This is a genomic window from Maribacter spongiicola, assembly GCF_004364165.1.
GTDB lineage: Bacteria > Bacteroidota > Bacteroidia > Flavobacteriales > Flavobacteriaceae > Maribacter > Maribacter spongiicola.
The window spans coordinates 1803754-1829458 of sequence record NZ_SOAY01000010.1 but is presented as its reverse complement, the minus strand read 5'-3'; the positions used below and the strand labels follow the sequence as shown (position 1 = coordinate 1829458).

The 25705-nt window shown below is 35.1% G+C and carries 21 protein-coding genes and 1 tRNA gene; 8 read left to right on the top strand and 14 right to left on the bottom strand.

The features are described 5' to 3' along the window. Positions 1-6: 6 nt before the first annotated feature. The 7 genes from CLV90_RS08150 to CLV90_RS08120 form a co-directional block, all read right to left on the bottom strand. The gene (locus tag CLV90_RS08150) at positions 7-2370 is read right to left on the bottom strand and encodes a PAS domain-containing sensor histidine kinase (RefSeq protein WP_133686962.1); all 2364 of its coding nucleotides are present in this window, start codon (positions 2368-2370) and stop codon (positions 7-9) included. Then, complete coding sequence (locus tag CLV90_RS08145) at positions 2363-2905, bottom strand: heme NO-binding domain-containing protein (RefSeq protein ID WP_133686961.1); 543 nt, start codon at positions 2903-2905, stop codon at positions 2363-2365. Before CLV90_RS08145 ends, CLV90_RS08150 begins: the two co-directional genes overlap by 8 nt. A gap of 78 nt (positions 2906-2983) precedes the next feature. Continuing rightward, the gene (locus tag CLV90_RS08140; protein ID WP_133686960.1) at positions 2984-3385 is read right to left on the bottom strand and encodes a response regulator; all 402 of its coding nucleotides are present in this window, start codon (positions 3383-3385) and stop codon (positions 2984-2986) included. Positions 3386-3508: 123 nt separating this feature from the next. After that, complete coding sequence (locus tag CLV90_RS08135) at positions 3509-4756, bottom strand: NAD(P)/FAD-dependent oxidoreductase (RefSeq protein ID WP_133686959.1); 1248 nt, start codon at positions 4754-4756, stop codon at positions 3509-3511. A gap of 16 nt (positions 4757-4772) precedes the next feature. Continuing rightward, entirely contained in the window at positions 4773-5780 is a 1008-nt protein-coding gene (locus CLV90_RS08130; RefSeq protein ID WP_133686958.1) for a 4-hydroxyproline epimerase, read from the bottom strand. Between the two features lie 45 nt (positions 5781-5825). After that, the gene (locus tag CLV90_RS08125) at positions 5826-7400 is read right to left on the bottom strand and encodes an aldehyde dehydrogenase (NADP(+)) (protein ID WP_133686957.1); all 1575 of its coding nucleotides are present in this window, start codon (positions 7398-7400) and stop codon (positions 5826-5828) included. A gap of 116 nt (positions 7401-7516) precedes the next feature. Then, on the bottom strand, positions 7517-8434 hold the full coding sequence (locus tag CLV90_RS08120; RefSeq protein WP_133686956.1) for a dihydrodipicolinate synthase family protein: 918 nt from the start codon (positions 8432-8434) through the stop codon (positions 7517-7519). A gap of 132 nt (positions 8435-8566) precedes the next feature. Between CLV90_RS08120 and CLV90_RS08115 the strand changes: the two genes are divergently transcribed. The 8 genes from CLV90_RS08115 to CLV90_RS08080 all read left to right on the top strand — a co-directional run bounded on the left by CLV90_RS08115 (position 8567) and on the right by CLV90_RS08080 (position 15464). Then, a complete protein-coding gene (locus tag CLV90_RS08115; RefSeq protein ID WP_133686955.1) occupies positions 8567-9412 on the top strand; it encodes an AraC family transcriptional regulator in 846 nt (281 codons plus the stop codon). A gap of 84 nt (positions 9413-9496) precedes the next feature. Beyond that, positions 9497-9580: transfer RNA gene (locus CLV90_RS08110), tRNA-Leu, on the top strand. 110 nt (positions 9581-9690) lie between these two features. Next, entirely contained in the window at positions 9691-10590 is a 900-nt protein-coding gene (locus CLV90_RS08105) for a MerR family transcriptional regulator (RefSeq protein ID WP_133686954.1), read from the top strand. Positions 10591-10604: 14 nt separating this feature from the next. Further along, the gene (locus tag CLV90_RS08100) at positions 10605-12062 is read left to right on the top strand and encodes a phytoene desaturase family protein (protein ID WP_133687051.1); all 1458 of its coding nucleotides are present in this window, start codon (positions 10605-10607) and stop codon (positions 12060-12062) included. A gap of 7 nt (positions 12063-12069) precedes the next feature. Next, entirely contained in the window at positions 12070-12909 is an 840-nt protein-coding gene (locus tag CLV90_RS08095) for a phytoene/squalene synthase family protein (RefSeq protein WP_133686953.1), read from the top strand. Then, the gene (locus tag CLV90_RS08090) at positions 12909-13355 is read left to right on the top strand and encodes a sterol desaturase family protein (protein ID WP_133686952.1); all 447 of its coding nucleotides are present in this window, start codon (positions 12909-12911) and stop codon (positions 13353-13355) included. Before CLV90_RS08095 ends, CLV90_RS08090 begins: the two co-directional genes overlap by 1 nt. Positions 13356-13357: 2 nt before the next feature. Continuing rightward, positions 13358-14836: a 1-hydroxycarotenoid 3,4-desaturase CrtD gene (gene crtD / locus CLV90_RS08085; RefSeq protein ID WP_133686951.1), complete on the top strand. Its 1479-nt coding sequence runs from the start codon at positions 13358-13360 to the stop codon at positions 14834-14836. Continuing rightward, the gene (locus tag CLV90_RS08080; RefSeq protein WP_133686950.1) at positions 14829-15464 is read left to right on the top strand and encodes a carotenoid biosynthesis protein; all 636 of its coding nucleotides are present in this window, start codon (positions 14829-14831) and stop codon (positions 15462-15464) included. The genes crtD and CLV90_RS08080 overlap by 8 nt, the downstream gene beginning before the upstream one ends. 2 nt (positions 15465-15466) lie before the next feature. Here CLV90_RS08080 and CLV90_RS08075 read toward each other — a convergent pair whose 3' ends face one another. The 7 genes from CLV90_RS08075 to CLV90_RS08045 form a co-directional block, all read right to left on the bottom strand. Further along, complete coding sequence (locus CLV90_RS08075) at positions 15467-16165, bottom strand: DUF3291 domain-containing protein (protein WP_133686949.1); 699 nt, start codon at positions 16163-16165, stop codon at positions 15467-15469. A gap of 4 nt (positions 16166-16169) precedes the next feature. Next, positions 16170-16724: a TlpA family protein disulfide reductase gene (locus CLV90_RS08070; protein ID WP_133686948.1), complete on the bottom strand. Its 555-nt coding sequence runs from the start codon at positions 16722-16724 to the stop codon at positions 16170-16172. 78 nt (positions 16725-16802) lie between these two features. After that, positions 16803-19076 (bottom strand): aconitate hydratase, encoded by a 2274-nt coding sequence (locus CLV90_RS08065; protein WP_133686947.1) that lies wholly within the window; start codon positions 19074-19076, stop codon positions 16803-16805. Between the two features lie 168 nt (positions 19077-19244). Beyond that, positions 19245-22019, bottom strand: a complete 2775-nt coding sequence (locus CLV90_RS08060; protein WP_133686946.1) for a bifunctional aconitate hydratase 2/2-methylisocitrate dehydratase — start codon at positions 22017-22019, stop codon at positions 19245-19247. Between the two features lie 362 nt (positions 22020-22381). Beyond that, positions 22382-23335 carry an AAA family ATPase gene (locus CLV90_RS08055; RefSeq protein WP_133686945.1) on the bottom strand — a complete coding sequence of 318 codons (954 nt, stop codon included), beginning with the start codon at positions 23333-23335 and terminating at the stop codon, positions 22382-22384. A 4-nt stretch (positions 23336-23339) separates the two neighbouring features. Next, complete coding sequence (locus tag CLV90_RS08050; protein ID WP_133686944.1) at positions 23340-24821, bottom strand: peptidylprolyl isomerase; 1482 nt, start codon at positions 24819-24821, stop codon at positions 23340-23342. Then, positions 24772-25653, bottom strand: coding sequence for a peptidyl-prolyl cis-trans isomerase (locus CLV90_RS08045; RefSeq protein WP_133686943.1), 882 nt, complete (start codon positions 25651-25653; stop codon positions 24772-24774). The genes CLV90_RS08050 and CLV90_RS08045 overlap by 50 nt, the downstream gene beginning before the upstream one ends. Positions 25654-25705: the final 52 nt, after the last annotated feature.

Sequence of the window (25705 nt, the reverse complement as noted above, 5' to 3'; positions counted from 1 at the left end):
AATGTATTAGTTATGGTCTTTTTTAATGGTAAAATGAAATTGGGTACCTTCGCCAACTACACTATCTACCCAAACGCTACCTTGGTAGCGATCAACTATTTTCTTAACTATTGAAAGTCCGATACCTGTTGATCTTTCATTATTACCTATAGACTGAAAAATGTCAAAAATCTTTTTATGATATTCTTCTGGTATACCCACCCCATTATCGCTAATGGTAAATTGCCAGAAATCGCCATCATCTTTATAAAGTACTTCAACTAGACCTACTTCTCTTTCGATATGCACTACGGCATTACCGATAATATTTTGAAAAACTTGGTGCATTTTAATTCTGTCTGCCATTATCGTTGGTAATGGCACTGGCACTACTAATTGTACATGTTCTGGAATATATATTGTTTCGCCAATGTCGGTTATAACCGTATTTAAATCAACTTTAGAATCATCTAAGGCAGAGCTATTGGCTGTTGAATATTCAAGAATACCGTGGATCAACTTATCCATAGAGGCAACTTTCTCTTGCATTAACTCAAGATTCTGTCGACCACCTTCATCTAGAACATCCTTATAATCATCACTTAACCAGGTTGCCAATGCACTTATACTTCTAAGTGGAGATTTAAGGTCATGAGAAACAATATGAGCATACTCTTGTAAACCTTGGTTACTATTCTCTAAATCTTTTAATAATTTCTCTTTCTGAATTTCTAATAGTTTTTGATCTGTAATATCTAAATGAATACCAATAGAACCTATAATAGCACCAGCATCATCATACCTAGGTGCACCACTTATAAGCCAGTGTTTTATATTTTGATTTTTATCGATTACTTCAACTTCATATGACTCTGATCTACCGTCTAATCTATTCTGATTTTTCTCTTTTATTATGCTTCTGTCTTTAACCTTGACAATATTAGAAGCTACTTCACCAATAAGTTCTTCTCTTTCAAAGCCACTCATTGTACAAAAGCTTTGGTTGACCATTTGTATGACATCTTCATTATCGACCTCAACCAGGCCTAAATTCATATTTGCGATAATACTACCGTATTTCTCTCGCTGCGTTTCTAAATTTTTTCTATAATTTTTACTGATCGTAATATCTTGATAAGCCCATAAGTGCCCTTTATAATCACCATCATTTTTAATAGGAATAAAATCTCTTGCCAAAATTCTACCGTCGATCATCTCTAGCTCATCGGCAAGAACAGTCTCTTTTTTAGCAAGAATTTCTTGTATTCTATTAACGAATGCCTTGGGTTTTTTAAAAAACTTTTTATTTTCTTGTTCAGATTCTTCACAGTCTATACCAATAAGATTTTCAGGATTATCTTTTATATCGAATATATTACAGAACATTTGATTGGTCAATGCAATTTTACCATCTTCGTCTTCTAATAATACCCCAGTCTGTAAGTTCGAAATTAATGCAGATAATCTATTTTCAGAAGCTTTTAGTTTTCTATCGGCTTCTAACTGTTTAGAGATATCTTCTATTATGGCTACCTGATAGTCTTTTTTTCTATGCTCGTCGTGTATAGCGGTCATCATGGTTTTTGCCATAATGGTAGAACCGTCGTTTTTCTTAAATTTCCAGATTTCCGTAAATTCATCTAATTCACCTGCACACATTTTATCTAATGAAAGACTATTTTCTAATTCATTTTCAGGTTCAGAAATTGATTTAAAAGTAACATTTTTAAGACCTAACTCCTTATACCCAAGCATATTGGTAAAAGTACTGTTAGTTTTAACAATTTTACCATCTATTGACAAAACAATACCTAATGGAGAGTTCTCAACGATAATATCTAATTGCGCCTTTTGTTCTGCAACAAGTCTTTTCACTTCTGTTTCTTGGGTAATATCTCTAATAATTCCTTGTGCTGCAATTGGTCTTCTATGTTTATCATAAATAAGACTAGCATTGATCTGAACCCACTTTTCTTCACCCTCAGCAACAAAAATCTTGGCACGGTAATTCTTTAAACTGCCGACCTCTAACATTGAAGCCATTGATTCTTGGGTATAATCTAAAAAATCTGGATGAATAAATTGAGAAAGATTAACTAATTTTTCAACATGATCAAAACCTAAGAATTCTTTGGCCGACCTGTTCATATTAATTACATTGAACTGAAGATCCATTACTACATATGGATCAATAATATTTATAAAAACACCATCTAATTCAGATGTTTTTTCACTTAATAAATTTTCAAGTTTATTATTAGATTCCCTTAGATGACTGGTAACATCGTACAGCTCCTTAGATTTTTGCTCCAAGATATTCTCAGCTTGTTGCCGCGCCTTTTTCTGTCTTTCAAGCGCTTTCTTTAAGAGAAGTACTTCTTTATTATCCATGTTGTACAACATCAAATTTCACTTCAGTACCGTCTTCTTTAAGAAGTTCATAAGTAATATCGGCTTTGCCATTAAAGTGTTCAAATGCTTTTTCAATTAAACCGTGTGCCAATCTGTATAGCCCCCTAGATGAAGAATATATCATAGATATAGAGCTATCGGTCTTTTCAAGAATTTTAAAGGTAGGCAGTTCAGCTTCTGGATAAAGCTTTTTTACATGAACATGTATATGATCTTCAATAGAATATAATAACCCTATTGGCGATTTGTAGCTTTGTATAACCTCTGGGTGTGCATTCTTTAAACTTGAAAACAAGTAAAGTCCGAATGCATAGATTAAATCTCCGGCAGGTAAATCTACTTCTTTACTTAGTTGGGTGATCAGCGCTACCATTTCATTAAATTCATAGGTAGCGACTGAGGTGTAAATACCCTCTGAAGGTAAGTTTGATTTCTCAATGATATTGTCGACTGTTTCTAAACCGAACTCAGATTCGACCATTTCTAAAAACTCGGTAAATACGATTCCTTTCATTTGAATTTTTTAATTACACTCAAACGTAGGAAAATTAATACGTAAATAGCAAAAAATGTTGTGAAATGAGCTTTTTTGTTAGCCTTTCACTAGTTGATTAACATTCCAGTACTCTAAAACTGCGTTTAATTTGTACTCGTAATCTTCATATTTCAATGGTTTGATAACGTAACCAGCGATACCCGCTTGATAACATTTCAACAAATCTGCCCTATTTTCTGAGGTTGTTAAAATAACCGTAGGTAAATATTGAAGTAATTCATCTGCCTTTAAAATAGCTAGAAATTCAATACCGTTCATTCTTGGCATATTCAAATCTAAAAGAATAATATCAGGTAATTTCTCGCCAGATCTTAAAAAGTTCAAAGCTTCTTCACCGTTTTTTGCTTCTATAATTGTATGCTTCAAGTTAAGTTTAGAAACGGTACGTTTCAGTTTCATAACTTCTATTAAATCGTCTTCGATAAGTAATATATCCATAACATAAATATTTGAGATTCAAAAGTCTGACAATCTTACGATAAAAATTAACTGCTGTAGGTGAATGGCAGTTTACTATCGGTGAATGGTAATTCTCTGCCGACGAGTATTTTTCAACAATCTTTAAAATGTGCGATCTGGGCTAAATGCCGCAATGTTCATAGACGTCTTAGTACCAGACAATAACTCTGAGACCAGCTTGCCTGTAGCGGGCCCTAAACTCCAACCCATCATGGCATGACCAGTGGCAATAGTCAGGTTTTTAATTCTTGTAGATTTACCGATATATGGCAATCCATCTGGTGAAACTGGTCGCAGCCCTGTTTTCACATTTTTTATTTCAGTATCGTTAATATCAATATCTGGATAAAAGGCTTTTGCACCATTAGCAATTGCCGCCACTCTTTCATTTCTTATGATGTCATTATTACCAGAAAACTCCATGGTACCAGCGAATCTTGTAAACCCTTTCATAGGTGTAGCCGCTATTTTAGATTCCATTAATATAGCAGGTATCGTAATACCCGTATCACGTTCTATATTTATTCTATACCCCTTACCACCTTGTAGTGGTAACTTCAACTGTAATTTTTTAGCCAGATCTCCACTCCATGAGCCCGCAGCTAAAACAACTTCTTCTGGTTTGTAAGCTCCCTTATTTGTAACTACCTCTTTAATAGTGTTACCAGTACTCTTCATATCTAGAACTTCTTCATTTGTTCTAATAATAACACCTTGTTGCTTTAAATATGCTACTAACTTGGGCATTATTTCTGTCGGAGTCGTGTGCCCATCACATTCATAATGTATGGCACCTTCAGCATCTATATTCACGTTAGGTTCTAGTTGATGTAATGCTGCCTTGTTTAAATCAGATACCTCTAGCCCTTCAAAAGCAACTCTTTCGGAAACTTGTTTTTCATGTAAATAGCTCGCTTCGGTTTTATATAGCATCAATAAACCTTTTCGCTCTAGTTGAAAATCACCTAAATCGCCCGAATTTTTTATATCGGTAAATAACTCTCTGCTAATAAGGTTTATGTCCTTAATTAAAGGAATCGCCTTCTCGACCTTAGACGGAGTTGATGACTTATGAAAATACCATGACCATTTCAAAAAATCGGCATCTAGTCTTGGTTTCATGTAAAACGGACTAGCAGAATTAAACATCATCTTGATTCCCTTCGCAATCATACCTGGCGATGCTAACGGAATAATATGACTTGGGGTAATGTACCCTGCATTTACGAATGATGCACCAGAAGTTATATCACCTTTATCAATTACGGTAACCTCAAAACCTTCTTTATTTAAAAAATAGGCAGTGCTTAATCCTACAATGCCACCGCCAATTATAAGTACATTCTTCATTTTTTAGTACTAGAATTTAAATTACTTGAAATCCGTTTGCATATGGATCATCGTCATCTATGGTTATGGTGTTCTGACCATATATTTTTGCCCAACCTTTAATACTTGGTATTATGGCAGGTATATCAGCTATAGTCGTTTCCTCTTCTACTCTACCCACAAACTGAGACCCTATATAACTCTCATGAATAAAATCTTCTCCAACACCTAACTTACCTTTTGCATACCATTGCGCCATTCGTGCAGACGTACCCGTACCACAAGGCGAACGGTCAATTGCCTTATCGCCATAGAACACGGCATTTCTTGCGCTAGCAGTCTCAGAAATTGTATTTCCGGCCCATAATATATGACTCACATTTCTAATGGTTGAATCTTCTGGGTGGATAAATAAATCGGGATATTTCAAATTGATTCTCTCCCGTAGTTCTTGACTGAATTGAATTAACTGACTTGCGGAGTAATCTTGAATGCCGCTAAAATTCTTTTGTGGATCTACAATAGCATAAAAATTACCTCCGTAGGATACATCAAAAACAACCTCACCTAAATAAGATGATGCTATAGTTAAATCTGTCGCAGCCAAATACGACTTTACATTGGTCAATTTTACCAAGTCTACTTTATTGCCCGTTTGTTGATACGATATATGTACTAAGCCAGCGGGAGTTTCCATTCGAACTTTACCCGGGGTTTTAGGTATAATCAATCCTTCTTCAATACCAATAGTAATAGCACCTATGGTACCATGACCACACATGGGCAAGCATCCGCTGGTTTCAATAAACAATATTCCGAAATCATTATTAGGGTCGCTGGGCGCATAAAAAATGCTACCGCTCATCATATCATGACCACGAGGCTCGAACATAAGTCCTTTACGGATCCAATCATATTCCCTTAAAAAATGTTGGCGTTTTTCGCTCATTGTAGCACCAACTAAATCTGGACCGCCATGTTTTACAACCCGAACAGGATTACCACAAGTATGTGCATCGATACAAACAAAAGTGCTGCTGGCCATATTCGAAATTTAGTTGCTATTGATAACCTGGTTTATTTAAAAATTCTATTTTGTATAAATACCCTCTACCAAACGAGTAATGCCTAACGGATTCTCATTTTGCAAAGCTGTTGGTAATAATTTATTAGGCCAGTCTTGAAAAGAAACAGGGCGCACCCATCTCTTTATTGCCGATGTACCAACAGACGTAAAACGAGCATCTGTAGAAGCAGGAAATGGACCACCATGAACCATAGAAGAATTTACTTCTACACCAGTTGGCACGCCATTGAACAATATTCTACCTACTCTACTTTGCAAGGCATCTGTAATACCGGCATGTGCCATCAAATCTTCTTCAGAACCTAAAACGGTACCTGTCAACTGACCTTCTAAATGATTTAAAATAGTTTCCATTTCATCAGTATTTTCACATTCTACCATTACTGAGAAAGGACCAAAAACCTCTTTATGCAATTTTGTATTTGCTAAAAAATCGACACCACTAACTTTTAAAATAGAAGGTTGTGCTGTATTCGGATTTGTAGCTTTTTTATAATCTGTTATAATGGTAATTCCTTTTTGGGCAGAAAGTTCCTTTTTACCCTCATTGTATTTTGCATAAATATTCGGATGCAACATACATGCTGGTTCTAATTTTAGAATTTCTTCGGATAAGGTGTTGATGAAACTATCTAATTTAGCTCCCTTCAACCCTAACACCAACCCCGGGTTGGTACAAAATTGCCCTGCACCCATGGTTATTGAAGAAGCATATTTAGTTGCCCAAGCATCACCATCGTTCTTTAGTGCAGATGGAAGTACTACAACAGGGTTGATGCTCCCCATTTCTGCAAATACAGGAATTGGCTCATCTCTTTCGTTCGCTAATTTATAAAGTGCCGTACCACCATTTATACTACCCGTAAACCCAACAGCTTTTACTTTTGGATGTTTTAACAACTGCTGCCCAACTTCTATACCGCTACTATTCAAATTTGAAAAGACCCCATTAGGCATTCCTGTTTTTTCTGCTGCTTTTATAATTGCCGATGAAACTAGTTCACCTGTAGCTGCATGCATTGGGTGACTTTTAACGATTACTGGGCAACCCGCTGCCAGTGCGCTAGCAGTATCACCACCGGCAGTAGAAAATGCCAACGGAAAATTACTAGCACCAAATACCACTACCGGACCTAACGGAAATAACATTTTACGAATATCTGACTTAGGCATTGGTTCTCTTTTAGGCTGGGCTTTTTCAATTACCGCTTCTACCCAAGAACCCTCTTTCAATAAATTAGCAAAAGCACGTAATTGACCCATAGTACGACCACGTTCACCTCTTGCCCTACCATCTGGTAAACCCGATTCTTTACAATAGGTCTCAATAAGTTCATCTCCAAGAGCTTCTATTTCATCAGCAATCGCTTCTAAAAATTCAGCCTTTGTAGCTCCTGAAAAATCTTTATAAACTTTAAAAGCATCAGTAGCTAAGGCGACCGCGCCATCAATTTCATTTGAAGATGCTTCGTAAAAAGTCCATTCTGTTTCTTTATTTTCTTTAGGATTAAAAGTCTTAAAAGTTTTATTTCCTTGCTTAGAAGATGTACTTCCGATTGCATTTGTACCGCTTATCATTTTCTATTTTTCTGATGTTACTCAAAAGTAAAGAAAGAAGCCGAAACAAATTTTGATTCTTTCTTTACATTTCTATATATGCCCAATAAACATGTGAGGCTATAGTAATAGTTGTATTAGTTAATTCCTTTATAATTTGGCAATGTTGGTCTGGTTGCCATACCTTGTTTTATAATGGCTGCTACTCTTTCGCGCTCAGCACCAATTAACGGTAACCTTGGCGCACGAACATTCTCGGTACCAATACCCGTAGCAACCTCTGCCATTTTAATATTTTGTACCAATTGCGGACTAATATCAAGCTCCAACAATGGCAAGAACCATCTATATATTTCTAATGCTTCTTTAATTCTACCCGCCTTTGCCAATTCAAAAACCGCACAGGTTTCAGCAGGAAAAGCACATACCAAACCAGCAACCCATCCATCGGCACCCATTAACGCACTTTCTAAGCCTAAGGTGTCAACTCCCGTTAAAACATTTAATCGATTTCCGAATCTTGTTTTTATACGGGTAATATTAGATATATCTCTGGTCGATTCTTTTACCGCCTGTATATTATCGCAAACCATTAACTCATCTAACATATCAAGAGTCACCATAATACCATAATCGATAGGGTTATTATAAATCATGATGGGCAAATCGGTGCTATTTGCTGTTTCTTTAAAGTAGGTAACCGTTTCATGATCATTTGCTTTATAGCGCATTGGTGGTAGCATCATTAAGCCTGTTGCACCACATTCTTTGGCAACTTCAGCAGCATGAATAGCACCTCTCGTGGTTTGTTCGGCAATATTAATTATTACTGGCACTTTACCTTCTACCAGCTTTACGGTCTCTTTCATTAAAACCTTTTTCTCGTCATAGGTTAGCGTACTTGCCTCCCCTAATGTTCCCCCAAGTATAATTCCGCTTACTCCCGCATCTAATTGAGCTTTAATATTGACAGAGAACATATCTAAATCAAGTTCATCTTTATCGGTAAATTTTGTAGTAACTGCTGGCATAACGCCCGTCCATGAAATACTCATTCTATATTGTTTTGATGATACCCAAATCTATAGGTAGTATTAGAATAATACTGTTTACATTTTATCCACACATAGTACTATTTTACCATCTTAAGCATACAATTACAATATATAGCGCTAAATTAGACGCATATGAAGGTCTTTCCGTTTAAAATACCGAAACCAATCGATGAGCATTTAATTGTTCAAATCGATAAGGAACCAATATTTTATAATCGTTTACATCAACATGAAGAAATTCAAATAAGTTACATTATAAATGGTAACGGTAAATTGTTGGTCGGTGATAGTGTACAGCAATTTTCAGCCGGCGATATCTATGTAATCGGCAGTAATCTACCCCATGTTTTTAAAAGTATAGCTGGTGATGAAGATGCCCATATGCTTACAGTTTTCTTTACAGACAGTACCTTTGGCGAACACTTTTTTGACCTACCTTATTTCAAAGATTTACAAAATTTCTTTATAAATGCCGCTTCTGGTTTTATAGTTAAGTCGAATAAAAATCAGCTAACTCATCAACTTGTAGCGCTACAATCTCAACATAAACTAAAACGTTTTACATCATTTTTAGAGTTATTAGAACAATTGAGCAAGTCAGCTACAGAGCCTTTAAGCAGATTTATATATGCCAAAACTTTAAGTTCTAATGAAGGGGAACGTTTGCAAGAAATCTTTGATTTCGTTTTCAAGAATTTTCAACATCCTATAGTATTAGATGATATTTCTAAAATGGCTTATATGACCCCAAATGCCTTTTGTCGTTTTTTTAAACAACGTACCAATAAAACATTCTTTCAATTTTTAATAGAGCTTCGTGTAGAACATGCATGCCAGTTATTAAATTCTAAAAAAGAACTGAATATTAATATGATATCTGACCTATCTGGCTTCAACTCCATTTCTAATTTTAATAAGAAATTCAAGAAGATAAAAGGCTTAACGCCAACTCAATATCAAAAATCGTTGGTATTCTAAAAAAGTTACCTTATTTATTATCATCAATATATTTTAAATTGAATGAGAGGTTTCTATATTTGCGCTCCAATATACTTCAAGTATGCCCACGTGGTGAAATTGGTAGACATGCTACCTTGAGGGGGTAGTGTTCGTAAGGACGTGCTGGTTCGAATCCAGTCGTGGGCACAAAAAGGTTAGATTTAGGTCTAACCTTTTTTATTTTGATAATTTTAACTATCAAGTACCCTAATACATTTTAATAAATTGTAGATTTGTTTAATCCTTTTTCAGAAAACATGAACAATGTAAAAAAACAATTTAGTATTAGAGATCTCGAAAATCTCTCTGGCATAAAAGCACATACTATCAGAATTTGGGAAAAAAGATACAATCTTTTATCTCCTGAGCGTACCGACACTAACATTAGAACCTATAGTCTTTCGAGCCTACAGAAGTTACTAAATGTTACATTGCTGTATAATACTGGACATAAAATATCTAAAATTGCCAAGATATCTGATAAAGATATACCTTATGTAGTTCGCGAAATAGTAGCAAAACACAGTCATAAGAGTCAAGCGATCAATGCATTCAAATTGGCAATGATGAATTTTGACCAGACTATGTTCTTTAATACTTATAATGCGTTATTAAGTGAAAACACATTCCGAGAAATATTTAAAGATACTTTTATTCCTCTTTTGAATGAATTAGGTCTTTTATGGCAAACAGACACTATTAGTCCGGCTCACGAACATTTTATGAGCAGTTTAATAAAACAGAAAATTCTTCTTAATACCGAAAAGCTTCAACATTTAGAGCCTACCAGAAAAGATAAGGTGTTTGTTGCATTTTTACCTGAAAATGAAATACATGATATAGGATTATTGTATTTAAATTACGAGATTATTTTAAAAGGTTATAAGTGTATTTATTTAGGTCCTACTATACCTATGGAAAATCTAGAAGATGTATTGAAGTATTTCGATGACATCTATTTCGTATCATATTTTACCGTATTTCCCGAAAAAGACAAAATAGATAAATATTTAGAAGATTTCTCTAAGTTAGTTTCATCATATAACAACCCAAATTTCTGGATTTTAGGAAGACAAACTAATTTTATAGAAGCATCTACAAAACCCAAATTCTGTAGGACATTCACTTCTATAGAGAATTTAGTTAATAATTTATAATGCCATTGATGGAAATGAATAAAAGTTGCATCGTAATTGGTTCTGGTTTTTCATCACTATCGGCGGCATGTTACTTGGCAAAAGAGGGTTGGGATGTGTCTATTTATGAGAAAAATGGTACTGTTGGTGGTAGAGCTTCTCAATTTATAAAAGATGGCTTTACCTTCGATATGGGTCCAAGTTGGTATTGGATGCCAGATATCTTTGATAAGTTTTTTGCCGATTTTAATAAAAAAACTTCAGACTACTATAAGTTGGAAAAACTTAGTCCTGCATATAAAATTTTCTTTAGTGACGATATTATCACCATAGGTGATAGCATGGATAAAATTTGCCTTGAGTTTGAAAGAATAGAACCGGGCAGCTCACAAGCTTTAAAAAAGTTTATTGGCAAAGCGCAAGAAAATTATGATATTGCCATCAACAAAGTAGTTTTAAGACCAGGTCTTTCACCTTTAGAATTGGTAACTAAAGAAACCATTTTAAAAGTTGACCAATTTTTTAAAACAATTAGTTCGCAAGTACGAAAGTCTTTTAAAAATCCCAAATTGGTATCTACATTAGAGTTTCCGGTGTTGTTTCTAGGTGCTAAACCAAGCAACACACCTTCTTTCTATAATTTCATGAACTTTGCAGATTTTGGCTTAGGCACATGGCATCCAAAAGGTGGCATGTATGAAGTAATAAAAGCGATGGAGAGTCTTGCAAAAGAGCTTGGTGTAAAAGTACATACCAATTCAGCGATAGAAAAAATTGAAGTAACCAATGGTAAAGCAACGGGAGTAATCAACAATGGAAAAACGATTACTGCAGATGTTGTTTTGAGTGGAGCCGATTATCAGCATTCAGAAAGCTTATTAGACGAAAAGCACCAACAATATTCTAAAACCTATTGGGATAAAAAGATTTTTGCGCCATCTTCACTGTTATTTTATATTGGGTTTGATTCTAAATTGAAAAATGTTGAGCATCACAATCTGTTTTTTGATACCGATTTTGAGCTACATGCAAAAGAAATTTACGATACACCCAAGTGGCCATCGAACCCACTGTTCTATGCCAATTTTCCGTCGATTACCGATGCGAGTATGGCACCAGATGGCTATGAGGCTGGTTTTTTTCTAGTACCTATAGCTACCGCTCTAGAAGATACTGAAGCATTAAGAGATCAATATTTTGATATAATAATGGATCGTTTTGAGAAAAGAACAGGGCAAAACATTAGAAATAATATTATATTCAAAGAAACATTCTGTGTAAATGATTTTGTAGAGAGATACAATTCATACAAGGGCAATGCATATGGTATGGCGAATACTTTAACACAGACGGCATTTTTAAGACCTAATTTAAGAAGTAAAAAAGTAGTTGATTTATATTTTACAGGACAACTGACTGTTCCTGGTCCCGGTGTGCCACCCGCATTGATATCCGGTAAGTTAGTGTCAGAATTAATTATAAAGGATAATTAGTTAGTTTATGAAAGATACTTTTGACCAAGTTTCATACCAATGCAGTAAAATTGTTACTAAACGATACAGTACTTCTTTTGCATTAGCCACTAAGATGCTACACTCATCTATACGTGGGCATATTTATAATATTTATGGTTTTGTTCGCTTTGCCGATGAAATCGTAGATACCTTTCATGACTATGACAAAGAAATTCTCTTTAATAAATTTGAAGAGGAACTTGAAGCTTCATTACGAGATAAAATAAGTCTTAACCCTATTTTGAACTCTTTTCAACATACCTATCATGCTTTTAATATACCCAAGCATTTGGTAGACTCGTTTATGAAAAGTATGCGAATGGATTTGGTAAAGAACATATACCGTACCGATGCTGAATATAAAGAATACATCTATGGCTCTGCTGATGTAGTTGGCTTAATGTGTCTTCAGGTTTTTGTAAAAGGTAATGTTGAAGAATACAACAAATTAAAAGAATCGGCTATGGCTCTGGGATCTGCTTTTCAAAAAGTGAATTTCTTGAGAGATGTAAAAGCCGATTTTGAAGAATTAAACAGATCTTATTTTCCCAATACGAATTTGAAAGAATTAGACGAAACCTCTAAAAAACGCATTGTCGATGAAATAAAGGCAGACTTTAAAAAGGGATATGAAGGAATTGTAGGCTTACCTACAGAAGCAAAATTTGGGGTTTACACAGCTTATAAGTATTATTATAAGTTGTTATATAAATTACAATCTACACCATCGTTAGAAATTAAAAATGCACGAATTAGAGTACCGAATTATCAGAAATTCGGATTACTTGCGCGTTCTTATGTTAAATTTAAAATGAACTTGGTATAATGAATATAGTTATTTGGATATTGATTTTTCTAGGAACTTTCTTGTTCATGGAATTCATGGCGTGGTTTACGCACAAATATGTAATGCATGGTTTTCTTTGGAGTCTTCATAAAGATCATCATAAAAAAGATCACGACTCGTGGTTCGAAAAAAACGATGCATTCTTTATCTTTTATGCAATAGTTAGTATGTCTCTATTTTATACAGGCGCCAATGGATTTTGGTATGGGTACCCCTTAGGCTTTGGAATATTAGCTTATGGTATAGCCTATTTTTTAGTACACGACATCTTTATTCACCAACGTTTTAAACTTTTCAGAAATGCCAATAATTGGTATAGTAAAGGTGTAAGAAGAGCACATAAAATGCATCATAAGCATTTAGGCAAGGGTGATGGGGAGTGTTTTGGAATGTTGTTTGTTCCTTTCAAATATTTTAAAAAATAAAAATGCCAAAAGCTCTGGTCGTAGGTGCCGGTATTGGTGGCATAGCCAGTGCGTTACGTTTACGAAAAAAGGGGTACGAAGTTACTGTAGTAGAAGCAAATGAATATCCTGGAGGTAAATTACATGCTATAGAAAAAGAAGGTTTTCGCTTCGATCTTGGTCCGTCATTATTTACCATGCCACATTTAGTTACTGAACTATTTGAATTATTCGGTAAAAATTCGGAAGAGTATTTCCAATACAAACGAAAGGATACAATTTGTAATTACTTTTGGGAAGATGGACTTCGTTTTACGGCGGCTTCCAAAAAAGATGACTTTATAGCCCAGGCTGCCAAAACTTTTGACGAACCGCATTCTAATATTTCAAGATACATTGATAAAAACAAACAGAAGTACGACATAACCGCTCCTATTTTTCTTGAAAAATCACTACATAAATTAGATACTTACTTATCGGTACAAACTTTAAAATCCATTTTTAAAATGGGTATTTTAGATATTAACGATACCTTAAACGAAACTAATAAGCGATTTTTCACCAATCCGAAACTAGTACAGTTATTCAACAGGTTTGCAACATATAATGGCTCATCACCATATAAAACACCTGGTATTATGTCAATGATACCTCACTTAGAGATGGACTTTGGCACCTTTTTCCCAAAGGGAGGAATGCATCAAATTAGTTTAAGCTTATACAAATTAGCCCTAGATGAAGGCATCATGTTCAATTTTAATGAAGAGGTACAAGAGATTACAGTATTAGGTAAACATGTAACAGGAGCTATTTCAACAAAAAATACCTATAAGACAGATATCGTTGTTTCTAATATGGATATTTACCCTACATATAGGCGTTTATTAAAAAAGCAAAAAGCTCCAGAAAAAACTCTGTCCCAAGAAAGATCTAGTTCCGCGCTTATTTTTTATTGGGGAATTAATAAAGAATTTCCAGAATTAGATTTACACAATATTCTTTTTAGTGAATTCTATGAACAAGAATTTAATGCTATTTTTAATGATAAATCACTATTCGATGACCCAACGGTATATATCAATATTACCTCAAAAGACAATCCTACCGATGCACCTGAAGGAACTGAAAATTGGTTTGTAATGATAAATGCCCCAGGAAATTATGGGCAAGATTGGGAAGTGTTAAAAGTAAAAGCACGTCAAAATATTATTTCAAAAATTAATAAAGTACTGAATATTGATCTAGATAAATTAATAATTACCGAACATATTCTAGACCCTGTTAACATTGAAAAAAACACAAGTTCATATCGTGGAGCGCTTTACGGGGCGGCAAGTAATGATAAATTTGCAGCATTTCTAAGACACCCAAATTTTTCTAAAACAATTAAAAATTTATATTTCTGTGGAGGATCCGTTCACCCAGGAGGCGGTATACCCTTATGCCTACTTTCCGCCAAAATTATAGACGACCTTGTACCTAAATCTGAAGAATATGATTGATGCCTTGGTTAAAAATAAAGTGCGCTTAAGTGTTGGTATAATATGGCTATTTCATATTTCTGCCATTATTGGAATATCATTGGGTTATTTAGACTGGTTCATCAAAAAAACACCCATAAATCTTGGACTATCTTTTTTACTGTTTTTGTTAATTTACCCAATTAACAACCTAAAAAAAACTGGTGCTTTACTATTATTTTTTATTGGCGGTATGTTTGCCGAATGGCTTGGGGTAAACTATCAAATTTTATTTGGGGAATATGAATATGGAAATAATTTTGGACCTAAATTAGATGGTGTACCATATCTAATTGGAGCATACTGGGCACTTTTAACCTTTATTACCGCAAGTATTTTAGACTTTACAAAGCTACCTTATAGAATTAAAATTATTGGAGCCGCAGGTTTAATGGTGCTTTTAGATTTTTTAATGGAAAAAAGCGCTCCAATTTTTGACTTTTGGGAATTCGCTGGTGGTATTCCAACTTTTGAAAATTATTGGACCTGGTTTTTACTGGGGCTTATATTTCAGGTCGTAATAAAAATTTTAAATATTCAGGGTAACCGAATATTATCATTGAATTTATATTTGGCTCAGTTTATCTTCTTTTTATATTTTTATTTCTAGGTTTAAAAGGGAAGATTATCAATACCCTTCCACTTTCCTATAGATTTAAAAGGTTGAAAGCGAGAAAATAATTCCTCACTATACCAATCTAGCTCTTTTGTTTTTACTATTGCCCTTGCATGTTCTTTACTTTTATACGCAAATTGCTTTAAAGATTCTTCATCCTTCCAAATACTAAATGTAGCCATTTGCAAAAAGGGAACTTCTCCTATTCCTTTCGTATAAATCAATCCGTTATTACCCGCTAATGGTCTTTGAGAAGTTGGAACATATTTCCAAAATTTATTTAATGACCCAATTTTTATCGTAGCCCTAGTAATTACAGCAATAAATGGATTATTCTGACTAAAAGTATCACTTTCTACAAAGGGATTTTTACCAGACCAAAATCCTCTTGATTTAGTGTTTTTTAAAAATAAGGTATACCGTTGTTCAGTTCTTTCTAAATATCGCTTCATTAAATTAGAGGTTGCAAAAAAATTGTTTGCCGCTTCTTCATTCTCCCATATTTGAAGTAATGCATAAACCGACCAATCGGCAAAAGGATCAAAACCGTCCTTTCCGCTTCCCATGAGTTTGTAGTCTTGCAATCCATTAACTTTTTTTAATGGGCTGTGCGCAAATTGCATCATTCCAAAAGCCCAAACCTTATTGAAAAAAGTAGTATATCTAAAGAATGTTATTGTTGTAATCTGAGACATCCGATCACTCTGATATCAATTCATTTAAAAGCTTATTTACCTTATCGTTACTCCAGTCTGCAATGGCATTCTGATGTATAACGATAGTACCAGTTTTATCTATTACGTAAGACCCTGGTGGCTTTAATAATGAAATAGGACTCGGTTCGCCTATAATTTGATAGGTTACAGGAAAACTATATCCTTGCTCACTCATAAAAAGTTCTACAGGAGCTCTTTCCTCATTAGTAATAACATAAAACTTCATCTTATCACCATACGTATCAAAAAGATATTGAATGTCTTTTAATTGTGCCTGTGATGGCATGTGCCAAGAAGTCCAAAAAGTAACAAAAGCAACTTTACCTTTTGCTTCGTTGAAATTTATAAATTTCCAATTTCCGTCTTTTAACTTCCAATCGTAGTTAGCTATCTTACCTCTTTTATCCAGTTTTATAATTGTTGGTGAAGTAGCAAAAACCCTGTTGAGCATAATCTTACTATAATCACCTAAAGGAGTGACAAAAAAAGAAAGCACAAAAGCCATGATCAATAAGGTAAAAAACGTTTGTCTCTTCATAAAAGTTTAATAGGGGTCAAAACTAAAAAACTCCTGAACAATATCAGGAGTTTTCCTTATAAATTTTAAAGTATTGAATTAAGAGGCATTTTCTCTCTTAATCACATTTAAAGCAGACCCCTCTCTATACCACCCAATTTGAGCTTCGTTATAAGTATGGTTTACTTTTATTACATCTTTACTACCATCTGCGTGAACAACTTCTATAGTTAATTGTTTATCGGGAGCAAATTCTGCTATATCTATAAAGTTAAAAGTATCGTCTTCTTTTATAAGATCATAATCGCTTTCATTTGCAAAGGTTAACCCTAACATACCTTGCTTTTTAAGGTTTGTTTCGTGTATACGTGCAAAAGACTTAACGATTACAGCGGCAACACCTAAGTGACGAGGCTCCATTGCAGCATGCTCACGAGAAGAACCTTCACCGTAATTATGATCACCAACTACAATACTTCTAATACCCGCCGCTTTATATGCACGTGCGGTATCTGGTACACCACCGAATTCACCATTCAATTGATTTTTAACCAAATTTGTCTTATGACCAAATGCGTTAACTGCACCAATTAAGCAGTTATTAGAAATATTATCTAAGTGTCCACGAAAACGCAACCATGGTCCTGCCATAGAAATATGATCTGTAGTACACTTACCAAATGCCTTAATCAACAATTTCGCACCCATTAAACTTTCGTCCTTTATAGGCGTAAAAGGTTCTAACAATTGTAATCTTTCAGAATCTGCCGAAACTTTAACCTCAACACCCGATCCATCTTCATCTGGGGCAAGAAAACCAGCATCTTCTACTGCAAAACCTTTAGGAGGCAATTCCCATCCTGTTGGTTCGTCGAACATTACTTCTTCTCCTTTTTCGTTGATCAATTTATCCGTCATCGGGTTAAAATCTAATCTACCGGCAATTGCAATTGCAGCTGTAATTTCTGGTGAAGCTACAAATGCGTGCGTATTAGGGTTACCATCCGCACGTTTAGCAAAGTTTCTGTTGAAAGAGTGAACAATACTGTTCTTAGGTGCATTTTTTGGATCACTGTAACGTGCCCATTGACCAATACATGGTCCACATGCATTTGTAAAAATCTTAGCATCCAACTTCTCAAATATTCCAAGAATACCGTCTCTGTCTGCTGTATATCTTACTTGTTCAGAACCAGGGTTAATCCCTAATTCGGCCTTCATTTTTATTCCTTTATCAATAGCTTGTTGTGCAATAGAAGAAGCTCTAGACAAATCTTCATACGAAGAGTTGGTACAAGAACCAATCAATCCCCATTCCACAGCTAAAGGCCATTCGTGAGAGGTCGCTTTTTCTGTCATATCTTCACCTACTTTTGTAGATAAATCCGGAGTAAAAGGTCCGTTTAATAATGGTGTTAATTCTGATAAATTGATTTCAATTACCTCATCAAAATATTGCTCAGGATTTTCATACACTTCTGCATCGGCAGTTAAATATTCTTTTACTTGGTTTGCAGCATCAGCTATATCCGCTCTGTCTGTAGCTCTTAAATAGCGCTCCATAGATTCATCATATCCAAAAGTAGAAGTAGTAGCCCCTATTTCTGCACCCATGTTACAAATTGTACCCTTACCAGTACAAGATAACGACTTGGCACCAGAACCAAAATATTCAACGATTGCCCCTGTTCCACCTTTAACGGTAAGAATTTCGGCAACTTTTAATATGACATCTTTTGGTGCTGTCCATCCAGAAATAGTTCCGGTTAACTTTACACCTATTAGTTTCGGGAATTTAAGTTCCCAAGCCATACCAGCCATTACATCAACAGCATCTGCACCACCAACACCAATAGCAACCATACCTAGACCACCTGCATTTACAGTGTGTGAATCGGTACCAATCATCATACCACCAGGGAAAGCGTAATTTTCCAATACTACTTGGTGAATAATACCTGCACCCGGTTTCCAAAAACCGATTCCGTATTTATTTGAAACCGACTCTAAGAAATCAAAAACTTCTGCACTAGTAGTGTTCGCTGATTTTAAATCGGCAGTGGCACCATTTTTTGCTTGGATCAAGTGATCACAGTGTACAGTTGTTGGCACTGCAACCTTTGGCTTGCCCGCCTGCATAAATTGCAATAACGCCATTTGAGCGGTTGCATCTTGACAAGCAATACGATCAGGAGCAAAATCAACATAATCTTTTCCTCTCGCGAATGCTTTAGTTGGCGTGCCTTCCCACAAGTGAGAATATAAAATCTTTTCTGAAAGAGTAAGCGGCTTACCCACAATCTCTCTTGCTTTGTCTACACGATCCGACATGGAAGCGTATACCTTTTTAATCATATCTATGTCAAATGCCATAAAATCTATTTATATAAATTGTTATTCTATCTTATCTGTACAATATACGAAATGTACAATGATTTTAAAACCGCATTTGAAATAAAGAATAACTAGAAAAAATACCGCAAAAAAAAGAGCCTGAGTTTTCTACTCAGGCTCTTTTACTACTATATAATTTGCAACTAGTTATCTAACCAATTGTTTTTCAGAAGGTTTAAACTTCGTTAAAACAATACCGTCTACTGCAGCTTCATATTCTGCCATGGTAGGAGTTCTACCTAAAATGGTAGATAATACCACTACTGGAGTAGAAGATAACAACGACTCGCCTTTTTTATCGCCAGAATCTTTTACCACCCTACCTTGAAATAAACGTGTTGAAGTTGCCATTACCGTATCACCGGGTTCTGCTTTTTCTTGGTTACCCATACATAGGTTACAACCTGGTCTTTCTAGGTATAGCATGTTTTCGTACTTGGTACGTGCCAAACCTTTTGGTGCGTTATCGTCAAATTCGAAACCTGAATATTTTACTAAAACATCCCAATCGCCTTCTGCTTTCAACTCATCAACAATGTTGTATGTTGGTGGTGCAACAACTAATGGTGCTTTAAATTCAACTTTACCATATTGAGCCTCTACATTTTTCAACATTTGAGCTAATATTTTCATATCGCCCTTATGCACCATACAAGAACCTACAAAACCTAAATCTACTTTCTTGGTGCCCCCATAGTAAGATAATGGTCTGATGTTGTCATGCGTATAACGTTTTGACACATCATCATTATTTACATCTGGATCAGCAATCATTGGTTCAGCTATTTCATCTAAATCAATAACAACTTCTGCATGATATTTAGCGTTTGCATCTGGTCTTAAAGAAGGTTTGATTCCCGTTTTAAGTTCTGTAATTCTAGTTTCTGCCTTGTTAACTAAACCTTGAAGTACTCCCTTAGCATTGTCCATTCCTTTCTCGATCATGATTTGGATACGACCTTTTGCTATTTCTAAAGACTCAATTAAGGTATCATCTTCAGAAATACAAATAGATGCTTTAGCTTTCATTTCCGCGGTCCAATCAGTAAATGTAAAAGCTTCATCTGCGGTTAATGTTCCGATGTGTACTTCTATTACACGACCTTGAAATACGTTTTCGCCGCCAAACTGCTTTAACATTTGAGACTGCGTTGCATGTACCACATCACGGAAATCCATATAAGATTTCATTTGTCCTTTAAAAGTTACTTTAACTGACTCAGGTATTGGCATTGAAGCCTCACCTGTAGCCAAAGCTAAAGCTACCGTACCAGAATCTGCACCGAAAGCAACACCTTTAGACATACGTGTATGCGAATCACCACCAATAATGATGTCCCAATCACCTACGGTAATATCGTTCAATACTTTGTGAATAACGTCTGTCATTGGAAAGTACTTCCCTTTTGGATCCCGACCGGTAATTAAACCAAAGTCGTTCATAAAGCTCATTAATCTTGGAATGTTAGCTTTAGACTTATCATCCCAAACGGATGCCGTATGACAACCAGATTGATATGCACCATCAACAATTGGAGAAATAACCGTTGCTGCCATCATCTCTAATTCTTGAGAAGTCATTAAACCTGTAGTATCTTGAGATCCTACAATATTTACTTCTGCACGTACATAAGAACCAGCGTGCAACGTTGCACCTGACGTACCTACTGCATTTCTATTGAATATTTTTTCTACAGCTGTTAAGCCTTGACCTTCAATTGTGATTTCTTTTGAAGGAGCATATACAGGCAGTACTGGTACACCTAAAACTTTAGACGCAAAAGTTTGTAGTTTTTTACCAAAAACAACAGCGTAAGACCCACCTGCTTTCATAAACTCCATTTTTTGCGGAGTAAATGCTGCAGAAATATCTTTCAATTCTACTTTACCGTGATAGAGTTTTTTCTCTTTAGTATTAATCGTTAGCACTGTACCTGTTGCAACAGAATACATTTGCTTTAAAATTGGTTCACCATCTGCATCGACAATAGTATTACCAGCTTCATCTTTTTGCTTTACCCAGTTCTTAAGATCTAAACCAATACCACCGGTTACACCGACAGTTGTCAAGAAAATTGGAGCGATACCATTGGTACCAGCGATAACTGGAGCAAAATTGATAAATGGCACATATTTGCTAAAAGGTACCCCTGTCCATAATGCTACGTTGTTCACGCCAGACATTCTAGAAGAACCAACACCCATTGTTCCTTTTTCTGCAATAAGCATAACACGCTTATCAGGATGTTGCTCTTTTAATGCCAATAATTCCTTTTGCATTTCTTTGTTATGCTCGAACATACATTGACCATGCAACTCACGATCTGATCTTGAGTGTGCATCACCACCTGGCGATAATAAATCTGTAGAAATATCACCAACACCAGCGATATAAGTAACTACTTCTATTTCTTCTTCAATTTCAGGAAGCTTTGTAAAAAATTCTGCCTTTGCATAGCTTTCTATGATATCTTTTGCAATTACACTTCCGTTATTTAAAGCTTCTTCTAAACGAGTGGTATCTGCTTCATAAAGGAAAACCTGAGTTTTCAAAACCTCAGCTGCTTGTTTTGCCAAGGCAACATCAGAACCTAAAGCAACATCTAATAAAACGGCTACCGAAGGTCCACCCTTCATGTGAGATAATTGTTCAAAAGCAAATGCTGGCGTAATTTCTGTTACAACCGACTCACCGAGAATAATTTCTTTTAAAAATTTAGCCTTTACACTGGCAGCACTAGTGGTACCAGGTAAAACGTTATAGATAAAAAACTGAAGAGAATCTTCTCTATACTCATTTTCTACATCTTTAATCTGCTCAATAATTTTGCTAAGTAATTCAGCTCCATCAATTGGCTTAGGTTGAAGACCCTGACCTTTACGATCTTCGATCTCCTTTAGGTAATCTTTATAAATGCTCATTAAAAAGTAATTTGAATATTAATTTTGGAATAAAATTGAGGGCCGATTTTTATCATCGTAACAGTAGAACTGAAGATAAATGTACTATCACAATTGTTTCAATTTGAATGATAACCTTAATTTTTGAACACTACTATATTGAATAAGAGCAGAATAGTCGCCAGTAATCATATTAAAAGTCATCCGTTATATAATTTTAGGTTAACGCAATTCAGTAAAATTACGCATTATAGAACGCATTTAAAACTAAATAAGTATGATAAGGAGCTTTTTATCAAATGAAGTAAAAAGTCAAGTGTTCTAAATCAAATTCCTGATATATTAATAACCAAAAGAAAGGCTCTAAAAAAGTGGCACTTCGGTTAAAGCAATTTATTAATAATATCTTCTTCACTGATACCTTCGGCCTCTGCTTTATAGTTCTTTATGATACGATGACGCAGAATACCTTTGACTACGGCATGCACGTCTTCGATATCAGGTGAAAATTTACCTTGAATAGCTGCATTTGCCTTTGCTCCCAAAATGAGGTTCTGAGAAGCTCTTGGCCCTGCTCCCCAATCTAAATATTGCTTTACGTAATCTGAAGCCGAGTCTAGGTTAGGTCTTGTACTATTTACTAATTTAACTGCATACTCTACAACATTATCGGCAACGGGTATTCTACGCACCAAATCTTGAATATCAATAATATCTTGTGCGCTAAATAGCGGATTAATCGCTTGATTTCTATCTGCAGTCGTATTTTTAACTACTAGAATTTCTTCTGCTATAGATGGGTATTTTAATTCAATAGCAAACATAAAACGGTCTAACTGCGCTTCAGGCAATGGGTAAGTACCCTCTTGCTCAATGGGGTTTTGTGTTGCCAATACAAAATATGGTAAATCTAATTTATGCTGATGACCGGCAATGGTTACCGCTCGTTCTTGCATCGCTTCTAACAGTGCTGCTTGCGTTTTTGGCGGAGTTCTATTGATCTCATCTGCCAAAATAATATTTGAAAATATAGGTCCTTTTATAAACTTAAAGTTTCTGTTCTGATCTAATACTTCGCTACCAAGAATATCACTTGGCATTAAATCTGGCGTAAATTGTATTCTTTTAAAATCGAGACCTATTGCCTGAGCGATGGTATTGACCATTAAAGTTTTTGCCAAGCCTGGTACGCCGATCAACAATGAGTGACCACCTGTGTAAATAGAAAGCAGTATCTGCTCAATAACCTCATCTTGACCTACAATAATTTTGGCTATTTCTTTTTTGAGCTCCGCATGTTTTATTACTAGGCGTTCTATTGCTGCAACGTCTGACATATATTTATTCTTTTACCCAATTATTAGCGAATTCACAATCTTGATTGTCTTCATTAACGCTTATATAGGTATCCTTAATATATTTGTCCATCCATTTTTTAATGGCGTTGTATTTTTTCTCAGTAAGTGCTAATTCTTGAATTTTAGTATAATCTTTCGAGAAATCGGCAACATGCTCATCGTACCTGTTAGTAATCTTCAAAATTTTATATTTCGGTGCACCACCTCTTGGATCTTCTTCTAATACAGGATATGTAATTTCATTATCCTTCAAGTTCTGAACTTGATTATAAAGTGTAGGATCCATTTTAGTCAACTCAAACTTAGAATCGAAGTTTACAGGGTTACGTAACAATCCGCCATCGAACTTCGTTTCTTTTTCATCAGAGAAATTTAAAGCAGCCTCTGCAAAAGTAAATTCACCATCAATAATTTTCTTGCGAATACTATCCAACTCCGCTTTCGCTTCTTCCATAACATTTTGCGAAATTTCAGGAATTACCAAAATGTGTCTTAAATCTAACTCTTGACCTCTAATTTTTTCGATATAAATAATATGGTAACCAAAAGCAGTTTCAAAAGGTTCAGAAACTTCACCTTCTCTTAAACTAAAAGCAACATCTTTAAATTTCTTATCAAAACCGGTTTCTTTAGTAATACTGTAGAAACCACCTTTCGATTTCGAACCTGGATCCTGAGAGTATAAGATTGCTTTTACACTAAAACTAGCATCGTTATCATCAACATCTGCCTTAATTTGATTCAACTTATCAATTACCTTCTGCTTTTCTTCATCAGATGGTTCTGGCTCTTTTGTAATCTGTGCAATTTCTAACTCAGCACCAAATACCGGACGCTCATCTTCAGGAATTCTATTAAAGAACTGACGAACCTCTTCAGGTGTAATTTCAATCTCTTTAATAATATCTTGTTGCATACGCTCAGACAGCATACGTAACTTATTAATTTTATAAAGCTCTTCTCTAAAGCTAGATTCATCTTCTTTTTTGTAGTACTTCAACACCTTGTCCATAGAACCGATCTGCTGTACTAGTGATTGTAGTTGACGGTCTCCGGTAGCATTTACCTCATCATCTGACACCAAGATACTATCTTGAACTGCTTGGTTAGCGTACAAACGATCTTCCATCAACTTACCTAATAGCCCGCAGTGGGTAATATCTTCTGTAGATGCACCTTGACTTTTAAGATCTATCAGGGTTTTTTCAATATCAGAATCTAAGATTACGTAATCACCAACCACAGCAGCGATACCATCTAGTTTAATTCTCTTGAAATTATTTGCCGAGTCTCTTTTAACGGGAGCAGCTTCTGCAATAGCTTCCATTGTCTCAATCTGTTCTTCTTGAACATTTGGTATGGAATCTTGTGCCGTTACAATACCTGAGAACAGCAACACTGCACCGATGTAAATACTATTTTTTGTTTTCGAAAAGTTCAAATTCATTGTCCTTGATTGCTTCATCTAATAATTCAGTTTCTAATTTGCGTAGGTAGTCCATTTTTCTACGACTTAATAAAACTTGTTCTATGGTAGGCTTTATAAAGGACAAAGGTGCAATATCATTAACATCTTTAATTTCCTCTATTTGTCCCAAATATACCCCGATTGAATCCTCCAATTCAAAAAATTGTGAATTTTTTAAGTACTTATTGGCGTTGTCGACGTTTATTGGCGGTATTTCTTCGAATATTCTAGTGTAACGTACCCAAATGGAATCATTAAAATTCAGTTTATTGAACTGAACACCAATAGAATCTAAGTATCGAACATCATCTTTTTTAAATCTCTTTAATCTTTTACCTACCTCATCTTGATTTAAAAAACCTTTAGGTAGCGCCACAAAGCGAATTCTTGCAATGCGCTCTTTAAGCTTAAAATTCTCTTTGCCTTTTTCGTAAAAATCCTTCAATTGCTCATCGGTAATTACAGAATCTGTAGCCTGTGCAACTAAAGCTTCTTTATAAACACGTGTGTAAAGATCGGTTCTATAATCATCGACCAAGGCGTTATACTCTGCAAGTTTTTCTTCAGATAAATTAATCTTGGCTTTAGAAAGCAGTAACTGTTTAGAAGCCCAATTATTTATATAATTTGTAGCAAAAGAAGCACTGTCCCCTTTTGTCATATTTTCTGTTAACAACGGTTCTAAGTCTTCTTGATATAAAAAACGCTCGCCTACCCTAGCGACAACCTTTCTTTCTTCTTCTTTCTTAAAAAGACCGTCGCATGAAATAAAGACAATTGTAATTAACCCTAAGGCGATTATAGGATAATATTTACGGAATAAAAACATTGATTTCTTAAAAAACATCGAGCAAAAATAGTAATTACCAAATCGTGTGCAA